The 20,621-nt window shown below is 53.5% G+C and carries 16 protein-coding genes; 5 read left to right on the top strand and 11 right to left on the bottom strand.

The window, feature by feature from the left end; genetic code table 11:
• Positions 1–397 precede the first annotated feature (397 nt).
• A complete protein-coding gene (locus JOY50_RS06445) occupies positions 398–973 on the top strand; it encodes a hypothetical protein (RefSeq protein WP_243054960.1) in 576 nt (191 codons plus the stop codon).
• Between the two features lie 209 nt (positions 974–1,182).
• On the opposite strand, the gene JOY50_RS06440 is transcribed toward JOY50_RS06445, so the two are convergent.
• The 7 genes from JOY50_RS06440 to JOY50_RS06410 all read right to left on the bottom strand — a co-directional run bounded on the left by JOY50_RS06440 (position 1,183) and on the right by JOY50_RS06410 (position 9,698).
• Positions 1,183–2,373: an MFS transporter gene (locus JOY50_RS06440; RefSeq protein WP_243054959.1), complete on the bottom strand. Its 1,191-nt coding sequence runs from the start codon at positions 2,371–2,373 to the stop codon at positions 1,183–1,185.
• A complete protein-coding gene (locus JOY50_RS06435; RefSeq protein ID WP_243054958.1) occupies positions 2,370–2,759 on the bottom strand; it encodes a heme-binding protein in 390 nt (129 codons plus the stop codon). Before JOY50_RS06435 ends, JOY50_RS06440 begins: the two co-directional genes overlap by 4 nt.
• Before the next feature lie 112 nt (positions 2,760–2,871).
• A complete protein-coding gene (locus tag JOY50_RS06430; protein ID WP_405045971.1) occupies positions 2,872–4,041 on the bottom strand; it encodes a maltoporin in 1,170 nt (389 codons plus the stop codon).
• 178 nt (positions 4,042–4,219) lie between these two features.
• The gene (locus JOY50_RS06425) at positions 4,220–5,479 is read right to left on the bottom strand and encodes an MFS transporter (protein WP_243054956.1); all 1,260 of its coding nucleotides are present in this window, start codon (positions 5,477–5,479) and stop codon (positions 4,220–4,222) included.
• 67 nt (positions 5,480–5,546) lie between these two features.
• Positions 5,547–7,139: a GMC oxidoreductase gene (locus tag JOY50_RS06420; RefSeq protein WP_243054955.1), complete on the bottom strand. Its 1,593-nt coding sequence runs from the start codon at positions 7,137–7,139 to the stop codon at positions 5,547–5,549.
• Positions 7,140–7,160: 21 nt separating this feature from the next.
• Positions 7,161–8,948 (bottom strand): thiamine pyrophosphate-binding protein, encoded by a 1,788-nt coding sequence (locus JOY50_RS06415; protein WP_229609525.1) that lies wholly within the window; start codon positions 8,946–8,948, stop codon positions 7,161–7,163.
• A gap of 90 nt (positions 8,949–9,038) precedes the next feature.
• Positions 9,039–9,698 carry a ThuA domain-containing protein gene (locus JOY50_RS06410; RefSeq protein ID WP_180688483.1) on the bottom strand — a complete coding sequence of 220 codons (660 nt, stop codon included), beginning with the start codon at positions 9,696–9,698 and terminating at the stop codon, positions 9,039–9,041.
• Positions 9,699–10,576: 878 nt separating this feature from the next.
• Here JOY50_RS06410 and JOY50_RS06405 point away from each other — a divergent pair.
• The 3 genes from JOY50_RS06405 to JOY50_RS06395 all read left to right on the top strand — a co-directional run bounded on the left by JOY50_RS06405 (position 10,577) and on the right by JOY50_RS06395 (position 14,441).
• The gene (locus JOY50_RS06405; RefSeq protein ID WP_229610216.1) at positions 10,577–11,635 is read left to right on the top strand and encodes a LacI family DNA-binding transcriptional regulator; all 1,059 of its coding nucleotides are present in this window, start codon (positions 10,577–10,579) and stop codon (positions 11,633–11,635) included.
• Between the two features lie 184 nt (positions 11,636–11,819).
• On the top strand, positions 11,820–13,205 hold the full coding sequence (locus JOY50_RS06400) for an amino acid permease (protein WP_243054954.1): 1,386 nt from the start codon (positions 11,820–11,822) through the stop codon (positions 13,203–13,205).
• A gap of 81 nt (positions 13,206–13,286) precedes the next feature.
• Positions 13,287–14,441, top strand: a complete 1,155-nt coding sequence (locus tag JOY50_RS06395) for an MFS transporter (RefSeq protein WP_243054953.1) — start codon at positions 13,287–13,289, stop codon at positions 14,439–14,441.
• Positions 14,442–14,489: 48 nt separating this feature from the next.
• On the opposite strand, the gene hisD is transcribed toward JOY50_RS06395, so the two are convergent.
• Together hisD and JOY50_RS06385 are read right to left on the bottom strand one after the other, a co-directional pair.
• A complete protein-coding gene (hisD, locus tag JOY50_RS06390; RefSeq protein WP_243054952.1) occupies positions 14,490–15,797 on the bottom strand; it encodes a histidinol dehydrogenase in 1,308 nt (435 codons plus the stop codon).
• 226 nt (positions 15,798–16,023) lie between these two features.
• Positions 16,024–16,836: a helix-turn-helix transcriptional regulator gene (locus JOY50_RS06385; protein ID WP_243054951.1), complete on the bottom strand. Its 813-nt coding sequence runs from the start codon at positions 16,834–16,836 to the stop codon at positions 16,024–16,026.
• Positions 16,837–17,546: 710 nt separating this feature from the next.
• Here JOY50_RS06385 and JOY50_RS29085 point away from each other — a divergent pair.
• On the top strand, positions 17,547–18,797 hold the full coding sequence (locus tag JOY50_RS29085) for an MFS transporter (protein WP_243054950.1): 1,251 nt from the start codon (positions 17,547–17,549) through the stop codon (positions 18,795–18,797).
• A 60-nt stretch (positions 18,798–18,857) separates the two neighbouring features.
• On the opposite strand, the gene JOY50_RS06375 is transcribed toward JOY50_RS29085, so the two are convergent.
• Positions 18,858–20,294, bottom strand: a complete 1,437-nt coding sequence (locus JOY50_RS06375; protein WP_243054949.1) for an NAD(P)(+) transhydrogenase (Re/Si-specific) subunit beta — start codon at positions 20,292–20,294, stop codon at positions 18,858–18,860.
• A gap of 2 nt (positions 20,295–20,296) precedes the next feature.
• Positions 20,297–20,602 carry an NAD(P) transhydrogenase subunit alpha gene (locus tag JOY50_RS06370; RefSeq protein WP_243054992.1) on the bottom strand — a complete coding sequence of 102 codons (306 nt, stop codon included), beginning with the start codon at positions 20,600–20,602 and terminating at the stop codon, positions 20,297–20,299.
• Between the last annotated feature and the right edge of the window lie 19 nt (positions 20,603–20,621).

The following is a 20,621-nucleotide window of genomic DNA, read 5'->3' as shown; positions in this document are numbered from 1 at the left end:
CAGGATATCTACAGCATACTCTTAACGACATGAGTCCTTATATTTTTTGCTCGCCCCTTGATAAGGTGTAATATTGAAGGGCGTGCGAAATATATTGACCTGCAAGAATCAAAGTGATTATACTGGCGCCATCTTAAAGTGGAGCGCTCACGGACACTGCAGGATCTCTGTAAGACCTCCGATCTCCATGGAAAGGCGCTATCAACGGTATGGATTATCGAGAAGCGTATAGAAGCCCCTTAACTGGGGCTTTTTTTTGTTTTCAGTTTGATGTTGTCAGTGGCCTCGCGGCATGGCCAGCCGCTAAAGGAAAAAAATTCAAAAATACCAAAATTTTTACTCAAGGTTTGCCGAATCCTACCGTTTTGGATAGGTAAGGTAATATCTTGAGAGCGTTATGACCAATCGCCAATGCTGCAATTCCACAACCTCCTTTATCGCGTCCTCGACTTTCGAATTTCTTGATACTGCTGAGACCTACAGTGCTTCAGTAAGCCTCAAGGACACTGGCCTCGTAGAGGCACTTCTCCATGATTTTCGCGTTGCCTTTACGCCATTTCAAGCGCACCAAGTGGCTGCATGTCTGATACAGGCAATCGGGCACCTGGGTGTTTCATTAACGAACTCCTATGATAGGAACACGCTGATGCTTCTCGACTCAATTGGTATCTGGACTCAACTCATCGTGATAAATCGATCAATCCCGAAGCCTGAAAGTGACAAGCTGGACGATCAAGGTTTTGGGCCCAATTATGTTGCCAGTGGCAGGTTTCAGGATCCCGATCCGTCTGTCACTTTTGTGAACGAGAGGCAGGCCGTTTACGACGTTTCAATCAGGCCCTACAAGGATGCAATCATGCTCAAATTCGGCTGGGTCGCCTGGATGTTCACCCCAACTGAAGCTGAATGGCTGGCCGATCAGCTATGGACTGCGGCGTTTTTGGCAGCAAAGCAAGCTAAAATCGTGGGTTGAATTTAGCCTTACTCATACGATTCGGAGGAGAACCAGTCCTTGAATATCGAATGCAGAAGAGGGTGCCTTAATTCATGCTTGCATAGAGGCGAAATGCTATTGTACCTCTTTGTAGTGAGAATTTACCTCTTCGACATCGTCAAATTTTTCTCGGCCTAAGACGCTTGAGGACAAGGCGATGTCCGCTGGCAGTAAGGGAGGAGTTCACACTATTGTGCAGACTCACGCGAGCTGCGGTGGTACTTCATAAGCCAGAGCAGAGGGAGCTGTGCCAACAGTGCTAGGCCAATGCTGGCCTGTGGGGTTTCAGCCAACCGATTCAGATTTACCAGAATGCTCCCGGATAGCCCGCCCAAAGAAATCCCGAGATTGAATGCAGAAATGTTCAAAGCCGAAGCGAAAGCCACGCCGTCTGGTGTCCATCGCTCAGCGCTTTCGATCATGCCGGCTTGAAGTGCGGGCGAAACACCAAACGCTAAGGCGCCCCACACAAACAGTAGAGCGACCATCGGCATCTGGAGTTGTACCGCGTGCATGATCGCGATCAGGGTGAATACGAGTGCGATCAGCTTCCAGCGTAGGGTTGAATACCAACCCACCTTCGAGGCCAGCTGCCCCCCTACCAGGTTACCTATGAGGGTCGCGAGGCCGAAAACCATCAGAAGTAAATTCGCAGTGGTTCGACTGAACCCTGTGACGTCGGTCAGTAGTGGGGTGATGAAGGTGAAGGTCGCAAAGCTCGCTCCGAATCCAAAGATCGTCACGCTCATCATTGCCAGAATGATCGGGTGGCGGAGCGTTTTAAGCTGCTTGCTTGGACTGCTTCTGCGCTCGGCGCTCAATGGTGGAACCCAACGAGCTATAGCGAGGAGGGCAATCAGGGCCATTGCTGCTACTGCATAGAAAGGGAGTCGCCAGCCTAGCTGGTTCCCGAGCAGGCTACCTAGAGGCACACCCAGCACCATGGCCAAGGTCAAACCCCCGAACATCAATGCTATCGCTCTGCCTGCTTGTCCTGGAGGCGCGAGTCGTGTCGCGACCGTCGCTCCAATCGCAAAAAAGCTTCCATGAGCTATTGCTGTGACGACCCTTCCGAGCATCAAGCTGGAGTAGTTGGAAGCCAGTGCCGACATCAGGTTGCCGGCCAGAAAAACGGCTAGCAAAATCAGTAGTACTGACCTTTTGGGGAGATGCGAGATCGCGAGAATGGTGATCGGAGTACCTACTGCAAGGGCCAAAGCGTAGTAGCTGACGAGCCCCCCCGCGTGAGCCAATGAGATGCTGAAATCCTGTGCTATGGAGGGAAGCACGCCCACCACCACAAATTCAGATACACCAATGGCGAAAGCTGCGACCGCCAGCGCCCACACACCCACGTGAAGAGACTTCGAAGCTTTCATAGCCGGCCTGCAGCCTCCATTGCGATCGCCTGGTCGACCTCTACAGGGGCACCAGAAATGCCAAGAGCTCCGATAACGTTGCCGTTTGCGTCATACATCACCACACCCCCTCCGAAGCTGATCAAGCCGCCGTTGGTGGCCTCGAGGGTGTAGATCGATCCAGAGGGACGCGCTTCGGCGCCGATGGTGATGCTATCGGTTCTAAAAAGGGCAGCAGTTCGTGCCTTCTTCACAGCAATATCGATTGCTCCAGGTATTGCGTTGTCCATGCGTAGGAATGCGCATGGAAGCCCTGAAGGATCGACTACAGAGATGCAGACGGGGTGCCCCAGTCGATGGGCAATTTCTTGAGCACGACTGATGACCTGCTGTGCAATTACTTCCATTATCAAATATCCCTTTCTTGTAGCCGGCGCTCAAACGGCATGGCGGCTCGGTTTGAGCGCGAGCTGGTCTTATGTGTGAGAGATCAAGAGCGGCTAAGGCGTCCCTATTTTGTCATTCCCACCAGTACTCAACCTGGACGCCAAAGTTGCTGCCATGTCGTGCGTTATTGAATGCGCCGGTGGACGATAGGGCAGAACCTTCGTCCATCTCGTCAGCTGCTTGCTGTGCAGCCCGGTTCCACTTGGCATAGGTGTAATAGAGGCGAATTTCTGGTCGATCCCAGAAACCAGGCCCTTTAGGCGACCAAGTCGGGGCGACGGTGAATTTGCTCAATTTTCTAGTGCCATCAGCGGCGTCGATCTGGTCGTGACCCAGCTCAGCAATCAGCTTGAATTGGTCAGAGATGGCATAAACAGGCCTAACACCTACTGACACCCAATCCTGCTTTTCTCCGCCGTCACGGTAATCCCGCTGTGCAACTACCTGGAACTGGCCTCCGAACCGAGGGGTGACCTGCCAGTCGAAGTAATCCAGGGCTCGCCAGCTGCGGTTGCTACGGTCGAGTTCCACATCCCCTGTGTAACCTAAGCTAGTACCGGGGCCTTGCCCATGCTGGATTGCTACGGTATTCGCATTACCGCCTAGAACGTCCTTCTGGCGATGCTGGGCAGTAACCGCCCACCCGCTGTGGGTGTCGCCGCGATCAGGATCTTCGATATAGCTGAAGCCGAACTCGAGTTCGCCACCAGGGTTAGTGTTGATGCCGCCGATATTGAAGTCGTGTCGGTTTGTGTAATCTTTTTGGAAGACATTGTCTTTCCGGGAGAAGGCGTAGCTATATTTAAGCCCCCCGAGCTCTACATCCTCAATGCCCGCGCCGGTACCGCTCTGATCCCAGTAGTAAAAGTCGGAAATATGGATGTCGTTACGTTTGTAAAACCGTCGACCTGCCCAAAGTGAGCCGTTATTGAGCTGAGGGACTTTGCTCCACTCTGCATAAGCTTGGACTACTCGCGCATACCCGTAGTCATCTGAAAACTTTGGAGTGTGCCCGTATTGGTTTTGTAACGCCGCCATCCCTTCAACGCTCAGAACCGATCCATCATCCAGTGTGGCAAGATCGTGACGGACACCGAGTTCTGCGTACTGCTCACATTCGTTACCCAAGCGGTATTTTGTAGGGGCTCCTGGTAACTGAAAGCAAGACTGTTTGCCTCCAGTGGTAGAACCTCCAATACCACTACGAAGATATCCATTGAACTCGAATGCATCTGCAGCCATTGGGGAAAGAATGCTGAGTGCAGCCGACAGCCCTAGCTTCTTGCTATTGAGCATGAATGATTCCTTTATTATTTGATTTATGGCAGGTAACGATTGTTCAGACGGGCGTTTGACGAACGCTTCTAATAGAGAGTCCTGCGGTAAAAAAGGGGCTACCTAAGCAGGCAGCCCCAAAGAATCAGCTCACTTTCTGTTCGCTGATGGAGGGTTGACGCGAGGAGTTGCTGGAGCGGCCTTGCTTCATCAGTGCTGGGCCAAAAACGGCGAGCGGGATAAGCAAGACGATTGGGAAGTAAAGCAGTTTGTCGATGCCGAAGGTGCTGACGACGAGTGCGATGGCTGCTGGCCCAAGGAGCATGCCCGAATAGCCGATGCAATTCACTATCCCAATGTTACGACCTGCATTCGCTGGGTCTTTCCGACCTGCGCTGGACAGCATGAGCGGTGCGATGCTCGCAAGGCCGAGACCAAACATTGCGAAGCCAACCAGGCCAGCAAACTCGGTGTTAACTACGACGATCAAGATCAAGCCAGCGATCGCGATTACAGCACTCAGGAAAACCAGTCGAACCGCACCGATCAGTGCTGCCAAACGGTCACCAACGACTCGGCCAATGAATTGAGCGCCGATGAAGACTGACACAGCGACACCAGCGTCAGCAGCCGTCACCCCGAGAACACGACGACCATACTCCTGGCCCCAGTCTGCTACAGCGCCTTCGCCAACCATGCTGCCGAGCAACAGGATACCGAACCCTACCATCAGTGCGATCACACCAAGGGAAGCGGAACTCGCCGACTTGGCCTCTTTCGAATCTACGGGTGCTTCCGGAACGACTTCATCACGATCGAGCATGAAGACACTGGAAATGATGCCGATGACGAGCAATAGCACACCGAGGACGGTGAACGGGACTGCAGCGCTTTCAGTGTAACGTGCCGCGAACCCACTACCCACCATGCCGAGAACGAAGCCGCCCAGGGAGTAGGCTGCGTGGAATGTGGTCATGATCGAACGCTGATAGAAACGTTCTACCTGCACGCCATGAGTGTTATATGCGGTGTCTGCAGCCCCACGAAGCAATCCAAGGATGACACCGAAGCTCAACGCAAAGTAAACGTCAGTGGCATAACCCATCGGGATGATGGAGAGCGGGTATGCAATTGCGGTTGTGAGGATAACTTTTTTGGCACCAAACCTATCCAGGAACATGCCGACGATGAACGAACCGACCGCACTGCCCACGCCAATACCAAAAGCGATCATGCCAAAGTTGGCGTCGCCCAGGTCACCATTAAGTCCCATGTGATGACGAAATGCCGATACGCCAGTAGACCAGATGTACATCATGGCACCGAGAATCATAAAGCCCGCGAAAGTAGCGATACGAGCCCTTCGGATTCGAGGGGTGACAAGGCTATTGTTCATGTTATTCATTTTCTAACACATTCCTGTCTGTTAAGGTCGGGTGTCATCCAATTGCAATGAATGGATGGCATTTTTATTAAAATTTATCCGCTATCCTTAGCGCATTTGCCGCAATTGTCAGTGCAGGGTTAACTGCTGCTGAAGAGGGAAATGATGAGCCGTCAACAATCCATACGTTGTCAAGGTCATGCATTTTGCAGTTCGGATCAAGAACGCTTTTCTTTGGATCCACTCCCATTACCGCAGTACCGCACTGATGAGAGTTTGTCGCGATACCCATACGTTCAGTGAGTACAACAGGGAAGCCCGCTTTTTTCATGATGGCGGTGGTTTTTTCAACCAGCTGATCATGTGCGCTCAAGTTGTTGGGCGTCCAATGGACTTTGATCGAGTCGCGCTCTTCATCATATACAACGCGGTTGTCCTGAGTTGGAATGTCCTCAGAGGTCAAATACAGATCGACGCTGTGGCCAGTGATGAAGCGAGAAACGATCTTCGGAATCCACGGGCGCATGGGCGTGATCATGGGCTCGCGAATTTTACCGAGCATCTGGACATTTCCCAAAGGGAACGTATTGTGTTGACTAGCCGAATACCAATCGTTGATGGCCAAGGTTTTTTGGAACTTGACCTTGTTGGTATGCAGCGGATCGACTGCGATCATGAACGTGCTGTTGTGCACCATGTAGTTCCGACCCAGTTGGTCAGAGCTGTTCCCAAGGCCTGCAGGGTGCTGTTCATTCTTCGAGCGGAAGAGGAGGGCAGCACTGTTTACCGCACCACATGCCAGAGCAACTCGTTTCGCCAAGATTCTGACCGGACGACCATCCTTTACACCAAGAGCCTCAGTAACCCGCTTGCCGTCTTGGCTGGTCACGAGCTTGTTGATTTTTGTGCCTACCATCAGCCTGGCACCGGATTCCAATGCTGGGCGCAGGGTCGAAATCTCAGCGTCACCTTTAGCTTCGAGCAGGCACGGGTAACCATCGCACGTAGAGCAGAGCACGCAGGCGCCATCTTCGCCGTAGTCAACGGCAGCCGGCATTACGAAAGGCGACAGTCCGTCATCTTTCATCACTTTCTCTAACGCGAGCAGCGCGGGGTCATGCTGCAGGCCTGGCCAAGGATATGGTTGCGAACGCCAAGGCTCGGTCGGATCTTGACCTGCATTGCCGTGCACCTTGTAGAGCTGCTCTGCTTGGCAATAGAACGGTTCCAATTCCGCATAGCTGATTGGCCAACCTGGCGCGGTTCCTTCGGCATGCTTCACATCAGAGAAGTCTACCTCCCGGAAGCGCGGCAGCATTGCGCCATAAAACTTGGTATTGCCACCTACGTAATAGAATACGCCTGGCGAGAAAGGCTTGTTATCCCTGTCCAGCCACTGTTCCGCGTTCCTGTAGCGGCCTTCGCCAAAAACGGCTTCAGCACTCCAGTTCTCGGTTTCACGAGGAAGAAAATCGCCGCGTTCTACGACCAGAACATCGAGCCCTTTTTTGATCAGAGCATGAGCAAAAGTGGATCCGCCCATGCCCGATCCGACGATCAGAACGTCGCAGGTCACTACACCATTTTCATCAGGCTTCACGGTTGGGTAGGAGCGCCGGCGAGCCGGCGCTCCTTCCAAACGGGCTTGCTCTGAATGAGTGTTTAATACTTCAGTACTCATTACTGCATGCCTCAGTTTTCGTTACAGGTGCTGTTCTTTGTTGCGCAGTTCCCAGTACTCATCCTGGCGTTCGTCAGTGATGTACTCTGGAACCGGGAAGTCCCACCAGCCTGGTACCCAAGGGCCAGCCGCATCGCGGTCGGTGGGCACTTCAATCAGTACTGGCTCGTTGGCTTCCAGTGCCTGCTGGAGGATCGGCTCAAGCTCTTCATTGCTATTTACGCAGAAGGACTTCATGCCGAACGATTTACCCAGTGCTGCGTAGTCTGGGGAGTACGGTTCGCCGTTTGGCAGGTTGAACTCACTGCCGATGTGACGGCTGGTCTGCTTACGCTGGCCGCCGCGAATCGACATGTACCCTGCGTTGTTTTGGATCAAGAACACCACGGGGATGTTGTTGGTCACGCAGACTGCGATTTCCTGTGGATTCATCAGGAAGTCACCATCGCCCAGGATGCAGACAACTGGCTGGTTAGGAGCGGCCAGCTTGGCGCCGATGGCTGCAGGAACTGCCCAGCCCATGGATGAGAAGCCGCCGGAAGTCAGGTGAGTGCGAGGGGAGTAGACCGGGAAGGTCTGCTTCACTGCGCCTTGGGCGTTACCGGAACCAACAACCACAATGGTGTCACGTGGGAAGATCTTGCGCAGGGCGCCCAGTGGGCGTTGCGAGGTGAAGGGGAAACGATCCGAATCACGACGGGTGGCAAGCTTGGCTTCCCACAAGTCCTGATTCTTTTTCAGATCTTGCAGGTACTCAGTGCGATCAACGGTTTCGCCTTTGAGCTCCTCAACAATGTGAGCGAGCGCGTATTTGGCGTCGGATACGATACCTACTGCTACCGGGTAGTTCTTGCCGATCTCGTGTGGATCGATGTCGATGTGAATCAGGCGGCCTGGCGGAATCGAGAAGGTTACGCCTTGGGCGTAGCTCGAAGACGACCAGTCAGTGAAGCGGCAGCCTACAGCAAGAATCACGTCGGAGCTGGAAGCCATGGCGTTGCCGCACAGAGTACCAGTCTGGCCTACGCTGCCTGCGAACAGAGCGTGGTCTTCGGGGAAGCCGCCCTTACCGTTCCAGGTGGTCACTACTGGAATTTTCCAGGTCTCGGCCAGTGCCACGACTTCGTCGAACGCTTCTGCAGTGATGACGCCGCCACCGATAACGATCATCGGACGCTTGGCTTCACGCAGAACTTCGGCCGCACGCTTGATAGCCTTAGGGTCAGGGTAGACTTTGCCTACCGGGATACGCTCCTGCAGGTCGTGCAGAGTTACTTCACCAGCTTCTGCTTGGACGTCCATCGGGATTTCGATGTGCACAGGGCCTGGTCGACCAGTAAGCATCGAGCTGAAGGCACGGTGCATGATGAACGGCATTTCTTCAGTGCGGGTGGCGACCCAGTGGCGCTTGGAAACGGCTTCGGCGATTTTCGGGAAGTCGTTGTCGGTATAGCGCTCCAGCTCCTGAAGCAAGCCGTGGCCACGCATGTGAGTGGGTGGGCCACCGGTGATCAACATGCAGCTGGTGGAGTCGGTGTAGGCAGTGGCCATACCGATCACGGTATTACTGGCACCAGCACCAATGGAGGTCACGGCAACCATAGGTTTGCCAGCTACACGGTAGTAGCCGTCTGCCAGGTGGACTGCGCTTTGCTCATGGAAAACCTGAATGAACTTGAGTTTGGATTCCTCTTCCATAAAGGCATCCATCAAAGTCCAGATGCCGTGGCCAGGAATACCGGCAACGTACTCGACTCCATAGTTTTTCAGCGTTTGAGCAACCACTTGGCTAGCAGTTAACTTCGGCATACATCACTCCTAAGTGGAGGGTTTCACTAAACGTTCTTCAGGGGAACCGCGTGGAGTAACCTTGAAGATCTCGATTTACCGGTCAGGTATTTACTTACGCGCTGCCCACACCAAACCCTGTTTGGTTAGACGGCGAATATTTGGATCGGCCAGGTTGCTGGTGTCGTGGCCGATGGAGTGGTAGAACACACGGCCTTCTCCCCAGTTTCGAACCCATGCAACTGGGCTACGATGACCTTTTAGCCATGGCATTGGGTTGCCATCAAAAGTAGTTTCCGCAAGGACATGGATGTTTGGGTCGACCTGCATGTAGTACTGCTCGGAGCGAACCTCAAAGTCTTCAACGCCTTGAGTGACTTCGTGATCACGGTCGATGAAGTTGACCATGTACGGGTGTGGGTACCCTTCGCCAGCCGGGTGCTCGAGGAAGGAGCCGCCCAGCATGAAGTGATACTTCAGGCTTGCGCGGAACGCCGCGCCTGCGCCGTGCCAACCAACAAGGCCCACGCCGCTTTCGACTGCTTCAGAAAGATGTTTTTCCTGTGAAGCAGTGAGGGTTTCGGTGGTGACAGCGTTGTTCCAGCCGATGATGATCAGGTCATAACCTTTGAGGTCACGATCCAAAGTGAAGATGTCAGTGGACTCTTCAACGTCAAAGTCCAGCTCCTTGAAGAGCTCGCGAGCCCAGCCCGCGATTTCGTAGGGATAATGTCCAGGCCAGCCGCCGTAAAGATAGAGAGCGCGAGTCACGGTTATACCTCCAATATTTATTTTTGACGAAGAGTATCCATCGATATAGCTTCGACAGAACTCTCAGCTATTGCATTACCTTTATTCAGGCAGCACGAAGTCACCGCAATGAACACGGGGTAACTACGCATTGGCCATTGCCTACCTACACTGTTACAACAAGGGGATTGCTCGCTGTGTATGCCTTGCGTTCAAAGTAGGGGACTTATCTAACGATGATCTCACTGCGCACTTAAACTCCGGGTAAAGGCGTTCCTAGCCGTTAATACATCTGAGTAGGTCTGAGTCTGAGCTTTGGGGCTCCGACGCATGGACGCATTTCGGGCTTTGATGGCAGTGAATCTAAGAGGTAGCTGGGATGTGAGCCGCAGAGCTAGCGACGGCAGGCATCTCGCTTGATGATCTCGCCAAGCTATTTCGCTGGGCTTTTGGGCGCTAGACATAAGCGGCCTCGTTTCTTGTTAAGGTTGGTTATTCGTATAACCTGTGAGCACAAGGTAACACGCGTTTTACGCTTGTCAATACCCTTTGGCGACAAAAGGTCGCGCTATGGGAGGCTAATGCGCTCACATTCGGTGGGGAATGGTTTAGAGGTCGAGATCCCCGTATTTCGCGGCTTCTAAGGGAGAATGGGGGTAATCGAGGCGAGATTTTTCTTCTGCCTACGCCTGTGACAGCAAGCCTAAAAAATCGAGGCGGTGCGTCTTCTGGGTGGGGTGTGGAAGCCGAGTTGGAGCTTGCCAGCTAGACCTAGCGGGAAAAAGGTTAACCTGCTCATGCTCCAGCCGTTATTCTGAGCAGCTCGAACGTAGCGCTTTGCAGAGCAGATACTGCAAGTCATAGAGATAAATACAAGGGCAGATCTTCAGATGGTTTCGATGAAAGATGTGGCAAAAGCGGCGGGCGTTTCTCAGCCAGCGGTTTCCTATGCCTACAGCGGCTCCAGTAAGGTCTCTGCCAGCCAGCGGGAGCACATTCTTTCAGTTGCAGCTCGCTTGGGTTATCCAGGGCCAAACCTTCGGGGGAGAAGCCTGCGATCGGGCCGAGTCGGTGCTATTGGACTGGTCGTAATGGATCAGCTGTCGTATGCGTTTGATGACCCGTGGGCGATGTCTCTTCTGAAAGGGATCGCCAAGGTCAATGAACTGGCGAACGTCGCATTGACACTCTTCCCGCTGAAAAGCAAAAAGCTTGAGGGTGACCAGGAAGGTGATTCCAACCTGGCTGTGAGAGGGCTGGTCGACGGCCTGATCATCTCTACGTTACCTGACGATCATCCAATCACCCAATTCATCGTAAAGCGCAACATACCTGCGGTGATCATCGACTCGCCGAGACTTGAGGGGGTGCATTTTGTTGGGATCGACGACCGGCAGGCTGCTACAGATCAAATGGAGCACATCCTTGGGCTGGGTCACAGAAAAATAGGAATTCTGGTTGAGCGCTTGATCCCCGATGGGAAGAGAGGACGCGTGAGCCAGAAGAGGTTCAAGCAGTCGACGGAGTTGATCGCTAGGGAACGCCTCACGGCCTATATCGATACTGCCAAAAACTACGGTATTGGGTATGACGATTTGGTGATCGTGGAGGCCGGTGGTTTCACCGACGCACTTGGGCGTGAAGCGGCTGCAGCCCTGCTACAGGAGGCAGGTGTTACTGCAATCGTTGCCAGCTCTGATGTCATGGCTCTCGCGTGCCTGTCGCAGGCAGAAGCTGAGGGGATAGCGGTGCCTGGGCAGTTGTCCATTATTGGATTCGATGATGTCCCAGACGCGGCGCCAAAAGGGCTTACCACCATACGGCAATCCATCATCGGTAAGGGCGAATGCGCTGCTCGGATCTTGCTCGATGAGCTGGAGGCATCTGAACCTCTCCAGCCAGTCGTAAAAATCTTCGAAACATCTCTAGTGGTTCGAAGCTCGACTCGACAGCTCTAGATCTGGAGTGCGTCATATTGCGTCACTTTGTATCTGCTTGAGAAATTGGCCCCTTGAGCTCCACCACTTAATCTGAGATCGCAGTGCGGCGGTTTCCTAAAAATAATTTTTGTGGAGCACACTCCCGTTGTCATCCTGGCTGTATCGCCAGGGTGGTGGCTGTGGGTGCCTGATAGGGCTAGGCATGGAATATCAACTGGATGTGCCCTCTGAGAAGGTGGCGGCGCCGCATGGAGCGCTGTCGAAAGGTTTGAGCAGCCGCCAGATCACTATGATCTCTATCGGCGGCGTCATTGGTGCTGGTTTCTTCGTCGGCTCCGCGAGCGCTATCAGTGCAGCGGGGCCTGCTGTATTGGTCTCCTTCGGTATTGCGGCGGTTTTGGTCGTGCTAGTGATGGGCATGCTCGCCGAGCTCGCGACCGCTAACCCAGATACAGGCTCATTTTCCACCTATGCACAGCAAGCGATGGGGCGCTGGGCCGGCTTTTCGATTGGCTGGCTTTACTGGTGGTTCTACGTGCTCGTCATCCCACTAGAAGCTATTGTGGCCTCCGACATTCTCGGCGGTTGGCTAGGAGTTCCCTCTTTAGCAATTGGCGTGCTACTCATCGTAGGTCTCACGCTGACCAATATTCTCAGCGTCAAAAACTTCGGCACGCTCGAATACTGGTTCTCCCTGATCAAGGTCGTCACCATCCTGGCTTTCATCGGCCTGGGCGTGTTCGCTATTTCAGGAATGCTCCCCAGCAGTACAGCGAGTGGGGTTGGTCACCTTTGGCAGGATGGTGGGTTTGCACCCACAGGACTCCCAGGAATTGCATCAGCGTTGGTACTCGCGCTGTTCAGCTTCACAGGCATGGAAATCGTGACCATCGCTGCAGCCGAATCTGAAGACCCTCGCGCAAACATCCGAAGGGCGATCCGTTCTGTGGTGTGGAGAATGCTGATTTTCTACTTCGGCTCGATTTTCGTAATTGTTGCGTTAGTAGCCTGGAACTCGCCTCGCTTGGAGGTTGGATCCTTCCAGTCCGCGCTAGAGGTAATGGGTATTCCTGGTGCTGCCGGCATCATCCAGGCGGTAATCTTGGTGGGTGTGGCTAGCACGCTCAATTCAGCGATTTTTACTGCGTCGCGGATGGGCTATTCGCTGGCAGTGCGACGGGACGCACCATCTTCATGGGCCCAGACGACCGCTAACGGCGTGCCGAAGGTATCCATCTTTTACGCGAGCGCCGGTGCGTTAATACTATTGGTCGCAAACTATACGTTGCCGCAGGCAGTGCTGGTGCCCCTGATTGCCACGATCGGCACCATTGCCCTTGTTATGTACTTGGTAATCGCAGTGAGCCAGGTGATTTTGCGTAAGCGAGCTATCGCTGAGGGGAAGGCGCTAATTGTGAAATTCCCGCTATTCCCAGGACTGTCCTATTTCACCATCGCGGCAATCGTTTCGTTCTTGGTATTGATGGCTGTGGTGCCGGGGCACCAAATGGAGCTACTCGTGTCATCGGTACTTACTTTGGCACTGATTGTCATCGGTGTCGTCCTGCAAAAACGAGACAAAGCATGATGTAGCTTTCTACAGACTTGTTGTGTGCGGTACTCACCAAACTTGGCCCATCTTCGGATGGGCGTTTTTTTTGGACTTTTTATGAATGCATTGACTGACGATTTTTACACAATTTATAGGAGAAACCTGGTTGCCTGCCGAGTCGCATTTTTCCTCTCGGGTGTGGCGATGGGGGCTTGGGCGCCGCTCGTTCCATTTGCAAGAGAGCGAGCAGGTATAGGTGATGGTGAGCTGGGTATCCTGCTGCTTTGCCTAGGTACTGGCTCAATGTGCATGATGCCTTTTGTTGCCAGGATCGTGAGCAGGGCCGGCTGCAGGGCTGTGATGATGACCGCGATCCTAGGAGCTGTGACGAGCCTTGTGATTTTGGCGAGCGTCACAGAGTTCACATCACTCGTACTATTTCTGCTCGTCTTTGGTGCCTGCATGGGCACTGCTGATGTGACCATGAATCTGCAAGGCTCCCTTGTGGAACGGGGATTAGGGCGCTCGATGATGTCTGGCTTCCACGGCTTGTTCAGCGTTGGAAACATTTTCAGTGCATTGGTGGTTTCAGGGTTGTTGTGGTGTGGGCTTACTCCAGTCGCCGCAGTGTGTGTGCTAGTGGCTATGGTTTCAACGCTCTTGCTGACCTTGGGACGTCATATGCTTCCTTACGGAGAAAGCAGTGGTGGGGCGATGTTTTCAAGGCCAACGCCATATGTTCTCTTGTTGGGGGTTCTTTGCCTAATCGCATTCTTGGTCGAAGGTTCAATGCTTGATTGGAGTGCTGTATTCCTGAATACCGTCAGAGGAATGGATATCAGTCATTCTGGGATCGGCTTTGCGCTTTTCTCCGTCACAATGGCGATAGGAAGGCTTTCTGGAGATTGGTTGGTGCCAAGGCTCACTGAGCGGGTCGTCTTGGTGGGAGGGAGCTTCCTCGCCTTGATGGGAGTATTGATTGCCCTGGCCATCGACAATCAATTCGCTACGCTCGCTGGATTCGTTCTTATCGGTGCCGGCATTGCCAATCTGGTACCGGTTTACTGCTCGGCTGCCGGCAAACAAGGCGCCATGCCGGTAGCCATGGCCCTCTCGACGGTTAACGCCATCGGCTATATGGGGATTCTGATGGGGCCGGCCATCATTGGCTTCGTAGCGCATTTGACTACGTTAAGTACCGCTCTGCTGGTTACAGGCCTTCTGTTGATGATGGTGCCTGTCACAGCGAACACGGTGGTCAAGAAAACCTGAAACAAAAAAAGCCAGCACAGTGTGCTGGCTTTTTTATCGGTTACTGATTCAGAGAGCAGGTTCGCCGAAGCCAATCTCTTTCTTGCCATAGCGGCGAACACGGATGTTCGCTTGCTCGGCGTGGCCTACAAAACCTTCCATCAAGCACAGGCGCGAGCAGTATTCGCCGATCAGCGAAGAGGCTTCGTCGGTCAGGATGCGCTGATAGGTGCAGGTTTTGATGTACTTGCCAACCCACAGGCCACCGGTGTAGCGAGCGGCTTTGTTGGTCGGGAGGGTGTGGTTCGTACCGATCACCTTGTCGCCATAGGAAACGTTGGTGCGGGCACCTACGAACAGAGCACCAAAGTTGGTCAGGTTTTTAACGAAGTAGTCGTCGTCATGAGTCATGATCTGGACGTGCTCGGAAGCGTATTCGTCCGAGAATTTGACCATCTCTTCGTAGTTTTCACAGAGGATAATTTCGCCGAAGTTATCCCAAGCCTCACGAGCAATTTTCTGAGTTGGCAGCTTGACCAGCAGGCGCTCGATCTCTTTCAGCGTTTCCAGGGCCAGCTCACGAGACGTGGTCAGCATCACTGCTGGGGAGTCCACACCATGCTCAGCCTGGCCCAACAGGTCGGTCGCACACAGTTCACCGTCTACGGAGTCATCTGTGATGAGCAGAGTTTCGGTTGGGCCTGCGAACAGGTCGATGCCAACACGTCCGAAGAGTTGACGCTTTGCTTCGGCAACGTAAGCATTGCCTGGCCCGACGATGATGTCTACCGGGCTGATCGACTCGGTACCGATTGCCATTGCCGCAACAGCTTGAATGCCACCCAGACTGTAGATTGCGTCGGCACCGCCCAGAGCTTGAGCAGCGACGATGTATGGAGCCGGTTTGCCCTGGAAGGGTGGGGCAGCAGTGGTGATGTTCTTCACGCCAGCCGATTTAGCGGTGACGATCGACATGTGGGCCGATGCCAGCAGTGGATACTTGCCGCCTGGCACGTAACAGCCAGCCGCGTTTACTGGGATGTGTTTATGGCCGAGGATGACACCTGGAATGCTCTCGATTTCAACATCCAGAAGGGATTTACGCTGTGCATCAGCAAAGCGGCGTACCTGCTCTTGCGCGAACAGAATGTCGTTGTACTCACGCTCGGTGAGCCTGGAAACACATTCTTTGACTTCGGCATCGGTCAGGCGGTAGTCAGCGCGATCCCAGCCATCGAACTTAACCGAGAGTTCACGGACAGCAGCGTCACCACGCTTTTCGATATCCAGCAGAATGCGGGAGACATCAGATTTTACCTGCTCGTTGCGATCAACCTGCTGTTCAGTAGGTTTAGCCTTTTTGATCCACTCAGCCATCACATCACCTCTATCGGGCGCACACAGTTTTAGGATTATTGAGCAGCACTCGATGCTGGCCGCCGAATAGCACGGACCGCACATTGCGACCTGCGGCGCTTTCGAATGTTGAGCTGCTGGAATCAAATTACCGGTGGATGGTGACGCAAACAATTTCTCACAAGAACGAGATGTGACGCAGTGTGACGCACAAATGGGCAAAATATGACGCATCAGTCATGGTGGGTCAAACCGGGTCAATGGACGAGGTTCCAGCACCCAGGTAGTCGATCACTTCTTTTGGGATCGACGGGTCATCAGGAGACAGAACAGTAGCCCGACGAATGTGGTTTCTCTTCATCAGCCCCTTGGAGACGAAATGCATCGCGACTTTGGAGGCTACTGGCTGCCGCACCATGGTGGCGGCGATCCCACTAGCAACGCCGAAAACGAACTTTCTCGAGTTTCTGCTCACAGCTGCCAAGTTGGTGAAGGTAATTTCATTCTTCTGGATGGTTTCAAAATCTACGCAAAAAATGCGGTTAGATATCAAGAATGTTAAGCCATGGTATTTGAAGTGGTAGTCGATCTTCCCACTGCCATCTTGGTTGGGAAAGCGCTCAACATAATAATGCATGAGCATGCCGTTTTTTTCGTAGATGCAAAAAACCGATCGTACAATTTTTCCTTTGTAAATAGATGAGTGATGGTATCGCTCATAAACCCCCGTTAGCTCTCCTAGGTTGGAGTCGTTTTCCTGCAAGAGCTCGTTGATGAACATGAGCATTTTGGGGGTTTGGATTAGGTTTCTAAAAAGGTGGAAGTGGCCACCCTCAATCATTGAGCGGAAGTCATTCGGGTTGCTAAACAATACGTCGTTGCTTATGCCGAAGAAGCTTGCAATTGATCGCAAGTTTGCTTTTGAAGGCTGGTGGGTGCCAGCAAGGTACTTGTTGAATTGTTGCCGATTTATGCCGACACGCCTGCACATTTCTGAAACGGTACCAACCTGCTCGCAGAGCATCTTCAGGTTTTCTTGAAAGTTATCTTGATTATGCATGGTCTGTCTTTTGTTGAGATAGATCGACTTCATCATCTTATGGTGTTTCAAGCCGAGCGGCAACGAGAACCAGGATTCTGTGTTGCTCCTCCCTCGGGAGCCCGCTGAATTTCAGGCTCTTCTTACCCTGGTCGGCTCGGTAGGCATGGGGGGTTAGCACAAATTTGCGGGCGACCTGATACCGAATCTGCTTGAGGTAGGTGCAATCCAGAGTACCTCAATGGCGCTATATATGAGCAGGTAGCTTCAGGTGCAGAATGATTTTCGTTGCTTGCGTAAAAATCAGTTTTTCGCCGGAATGCGAACTTTTACTTGGTTTTCGCAATATTGCATAGGCTTTTTGGCGTGTGGTATGCCTTCGTGCCCGAGTTTGGCGCTGCGTAGCGGTTGGCAGGGAACTTGCTGAAGGGAAGGGCGGTTAGAGTTTTGAGGTCGAGTTTGGCTGATAATAGCTGTGTTGAAGGAGGTGCTAAAAAAATCGCGCTATTTTCGCATGTAGTTGCTAATAAGAATAATAGCTTGGGTGTGATTATTTGCTGCCATTACAGTCGGAAGGATGTTGCGTGTGTTTGCCTTGGTTTTCAGCTTCAAGGTAAGTCGCGGACTATTCGCGTCGCAATCGTTACTGTCTTTCAAGGATGGTTCTGATAATGCCCGCGCACTACGTGCTGACGCACGATCCTCCATAAACACAAGAATGAGGACTGAATGTGATTACTAATAAAATTCGAAAAGCAAGGGCGGCCACTTTTATAGGCTTCTTTCTCCTCGGAGCTATGATGTATGTGTGGTCTACCGGTGTCAGTGCATTTCGTCATCAGATGGGGCTGGCGGGTGATGCAGGAGATGTCAATTTTGGCCTCCTCGCACTTGGCATTGGGATCGGCAGCTCGGTAGGGGCTTTCATCGTTGGGGTAATGATCGATCGGCTAGGTGCCAAAACTGTTGTCTGTGCATGTCTTGTAGGTTATCCACTCTCAATCATCCCCATGGGGTTTGTCAGTGATTTTTATTTCGCCCTCACCTTCGGTGCTGTACTAGGCCTGCTACGGGGGGCACTGGATACCGCGATCAACGCTCATGGAATTCAGGTTGAGCGCTTCTATCAGCGCCCAATCATGTCAGCATTCCACGCGTTCTATGCTTTGGGTGGTTTCTTCGCCGGCATGGCTGGTAGTTGGTTTAGCGGGATCTACCAGGAAAGCGCCACAGTGCAGTTCTCTGTAATGGGGGGCGTTATTCTTGCGGGCGGAATTTTGATTAGCTTCTGGCTACTTGGTAAAAACGACGTACCTGCGCTTGAAGCTGTGCCTGTGGTGGCGGAAAAATCTATTTCACAGCCAGCGTCCCAGTCCAGTAAGGCGATTGTGACCCTTATGGTGGGCTTGGGGCTGCTTCTGCTGGGTGCCATGATTGGTGAAAGTGTCGTGGGTGACTGGGGGCAGGAGTTTGTCCGTCGTGAATTTGCTACCACTGCGGCGCTGGCCGGTGTAGCCGTTTCGACCTTCACAGGAGCAGAGTTCGTAGGTCGTTTCATTGGCGACCGATTGGCTGCACGCTTCGGTTCAATCCAAGTAATTTTCTGCAGTAGCGTCATCTCAATCGCAGGCCTAATGGTTGTAGTACTGGGGGGCTCCGCTACCACCTCGATTGCTGGCTTTGGTCTGTTTGGTCTGGGCATGTCGTGCATTGCCCCGCTTTTGCTCTCGAGTGCGGGCCGGATGGATCCTGCTAACGCAGGCCGCAATATCGGTATCGTCAATAGCATTGGTTATTCAGGCATGCTGGTAGCCCCCGCAGCCATCACCCTTATTGTTAACGCGTTTGGCCTGGGTGCTTTGATCTACTTGCCTATGGTGATGATGGTGCTTATGGCTCTGCTCGGGCCGCTAATGCTGCGCTCACCTAAGCAGCAAACACCGGTTTCTCCAGCCGTTCAGTTCGCGACTGGTCGCGATTGATTTTCGATTGAGCTGTGTGAAGAAAAGCCCTCTAGTTAGAGGGCTTTTTTGTGAGCTATGTCAGGCGACAGCTTTGACCATGTCCTCGATGACCTTCTTCGCATCACCGAACACCATCATGGTCTTGTCTAGGTAGAACAGATCGTTATCGAGGCCGGCATAACCGCTGGCCATTGAGCGTTTGTTGACGATGACGGTCTTGGCTTTGAACGCTTCGAGGATCGGCATGCCAACAATGGGTGACTTCGGATCGGTCTTCGCGGCAGGATTCACCACATCGTTGGCTCCGAGTACCAGTACCACATCGGCCTGGCCAAACTCAGCGTTGATGTCTTCCATTTCGAACACTTGGTCGTATGGCACTTCCGCCTCAGCCAGCAGCACGTTCATATGCCCTGGCATGCGGCCCGCAACAGGATGGATTGCATACTTCACAGTCACACCGCTGTGGGTCAGCTTTTCGGTCAGTTCTTTGAGCGCGTGTTGGGCCCGGGCGACCGCCAGGCCGTAGCCGGGGACAATGATCACACTGTCGGCGTTGCTCAACAGGAATGTGGCGTCGTCAGCCGAACCGGACTTCACTGGGCGCTGCTCTTTCGAGCCCTGCGCAGCGCTGGTGTCGGTGTCGCCGCCGAAGCCGCCGAGGATTACGTTGAAGAACGAACGGTTCATCGCCTTGCACATGATGTAAGACAGGATCGCACCGGACGAACCGACTAGGGAGCCTGCGATGATCAGCATCGAGTTGTTCAGGGAGAAACCGATACCGGCAGCCGCCCAACCCGAGTAGCTATTGAGCATCGACACCACCACCGGCATGTCGGCGCCACCGATAGGGATGATGATCAGCACGCCCATGACGAAGGCCAGGGCCAGCATCAGGGTGAAGGCGCTGTAGTGGTCGGTGAAGGTAAATAGCAGGCCCAGGGCGATGGTGGTAAGGCCTAGGATCAGGTTCAGTTTGTGCTGGCCGGGGAACTGTACGGGTTCGCCCTGGAAGAGGCGGAACTTGTACTTACCCGACAGCTTGCCGAAGGCGATCACTGAGCCGGAGAAGGTGATGGCACCGATGGCTGCGCCGAGGAACAGTTCCAGGCGATTACCGGTGGGAATTGGGTCGTTTATGGCGGCGACGATACCCAGCGACTGCGGCTCGAGCACGGCGGCGATGGCGATGAACACTGCGGCCAGGCCGATCATGCTGTGCATGAAGGCGACCAGCTCGGGCATCTTGGTCATCTCCACGCGCTTTGCCATGATCGAACCGGCGCTGCCTCCGACCAGCAGGCCGACGATGACGTAGCCGATGCCGGCGGTCGCGAGTTCAGAACCGAGCTTGTAGATGAGGCCGACCGTGGTGAGGATGGCGATCCCCATGCCGATCATGCCGAACAAGTTGCCGCGCCGCGAAGTGGTTGGGTGTGACAGGCCCTTGAGCGCCTGGATAAAGCACACCGAGGCTATTAGGTAGAGGAGCGTTACCATATTCATGCTCATGTTTATTTTTGCGCCTCGCTTTTGGTTTTTTTCTTGAACATTTCAAGCATGCGGCGGGTGACCAGAAAGCCACCGAATACGTTTACTGCTGCCAAGGCAACGGCCAGTGTGCCCATCAGCTTGCCTGTCGTAGTGACAGTCAAGGCTGCAGCCAGCATCGCGCCGACAATGACGATCGCCGAAATGGCGTTGGTGACCGCCATCAGAGGGGTGTGCAGCGCAGGGGTGACGTTCCACACCACGTGGTAGCCCACATAGATAGCCAGCACGAAGATGATCAGGTTGTAGATTCCGTGGGAAATCAGCATTTCTTCCACTGCGAAACTC

The organism is Pseudomonas sp. BP01 (assembly GCF_022760795.1).
GTDB lineage: Bacteria > Pseudomonadota > Gammaproteobacteria > Pseudomonadales > Pseudomonadaceae > Aquipseudomonas > Aquipseudomonas putida_Q.
This window is presented reverse-complemented; position numbering and strand designations above follow the sequence as displayed.

What these genes read in the sequence shown, in the direction of transcription:
- JOY50_RS06445 (WP_243054960.1), top strand. Translation starts at nt 398, where the DNA reads ATGACCAATCGCCAATGCTGCAATTCCACAACCTCCTTTATCGCGTCC.
- JOY50_RS06440 (WP_243054959.1), bottom strand. Translation starts at nt 2,373, where the DNA reads ATGAAAGCTTCGAAGTCTCTTCACGTGGGTGTGTGGGCGCTGGCGGTC.
- JOY50_RS06435 (WP_243054958.1), bottom strand. Translation starts at nt 2,759, where the DNA reads ATGGAAGTAATTGCACAGCAGGTCATCAGTCGTGCTCAAGAAATTGCC.
- JOY50_RS06430 (WP_405045971.1), bottom strand. Translation starts at nt 4,041, where the DNA reads ATGGCTGCAGATGCATTCGAGTTCAATGGATATCTTCGTAGTGGTATT.
- JOY50_RS06425 (WP_243054956.1), bottom strand. Translation starts at nt 5,479, where the DNA reads ATGAATAACATGAACAATAGCCTTGTCACCCCTCGAATCCGAAGGGCT.
- JOY50_RS06420 (WP_243054955.1), bottom strand. Translation starts at nt 7,139, where the DNA reads ATGAGTACTGAAGTATTAAACACTCATTCAGAGCAAGCCCGTTTGGAA.
- JOY50_RS06415 (WP_229609525.1), bottom strand. Translation starts at nt 8,948, where the DNA reads ATGCCGAAGTTAACTGCTAGCCAAGTGGTTGCTCAAACGCTGAAAAAC.
- JOY50_RS06405 (WP_229610216.1), top strand. Translation starts at nt 10,577, where the DNA reads ATGAAAGATGTGGCAAAAGCGGCGGGCGTTTCTCAGCCAGCGGTTTCC.
- JOY50_RS06400 (WP_243054954.1), top strand. Translation starts at nt 11,820, where the DNA reads ATGGAATATCAACTGGATGTGCCCTCTGAGAAGGTGGCGGCGCCGCAT.
- JOY50_RS06395 (WP_243054953.1), top strand. Translation starts at nt 13,287, where the DNA reads ATGAATGCATTGACTGACGATTTTTACACAATTTATAGGAGAAACCTG.
- hisD (WP_243054952.1), bottom strand. Translation starts at nt 15,797, where the DNA reads ATGGCTGAGTGGATCAAAAAGGCTAAACCTACTGAACAGCAGGTTGAT.
- JOY50_RS06385 (WP_243054951.1), bottom strand. Translation starts at nt 16,836, where the DNA reads ATGCATAATCAAGATAACTTTCAAGAAAACCTGAAGATGCTCTGCGAG.
- JOY50_RS06375 (WP_243054949.1), bottom strand. Translation starts at nt 20,294, where the DNA reads ATGAGCATGAATATGGTAACGCTCCTCTACCTAATAGCCTCGGTGTGC.
- JOY50_RS06370 (WP_243054992.1), bottom strand. Translation starts at nt 20,602, where the DNA reads ATGCTGATTTCCCACGGAATCTACAACCTGATCATCTTCGTGCTGGCT.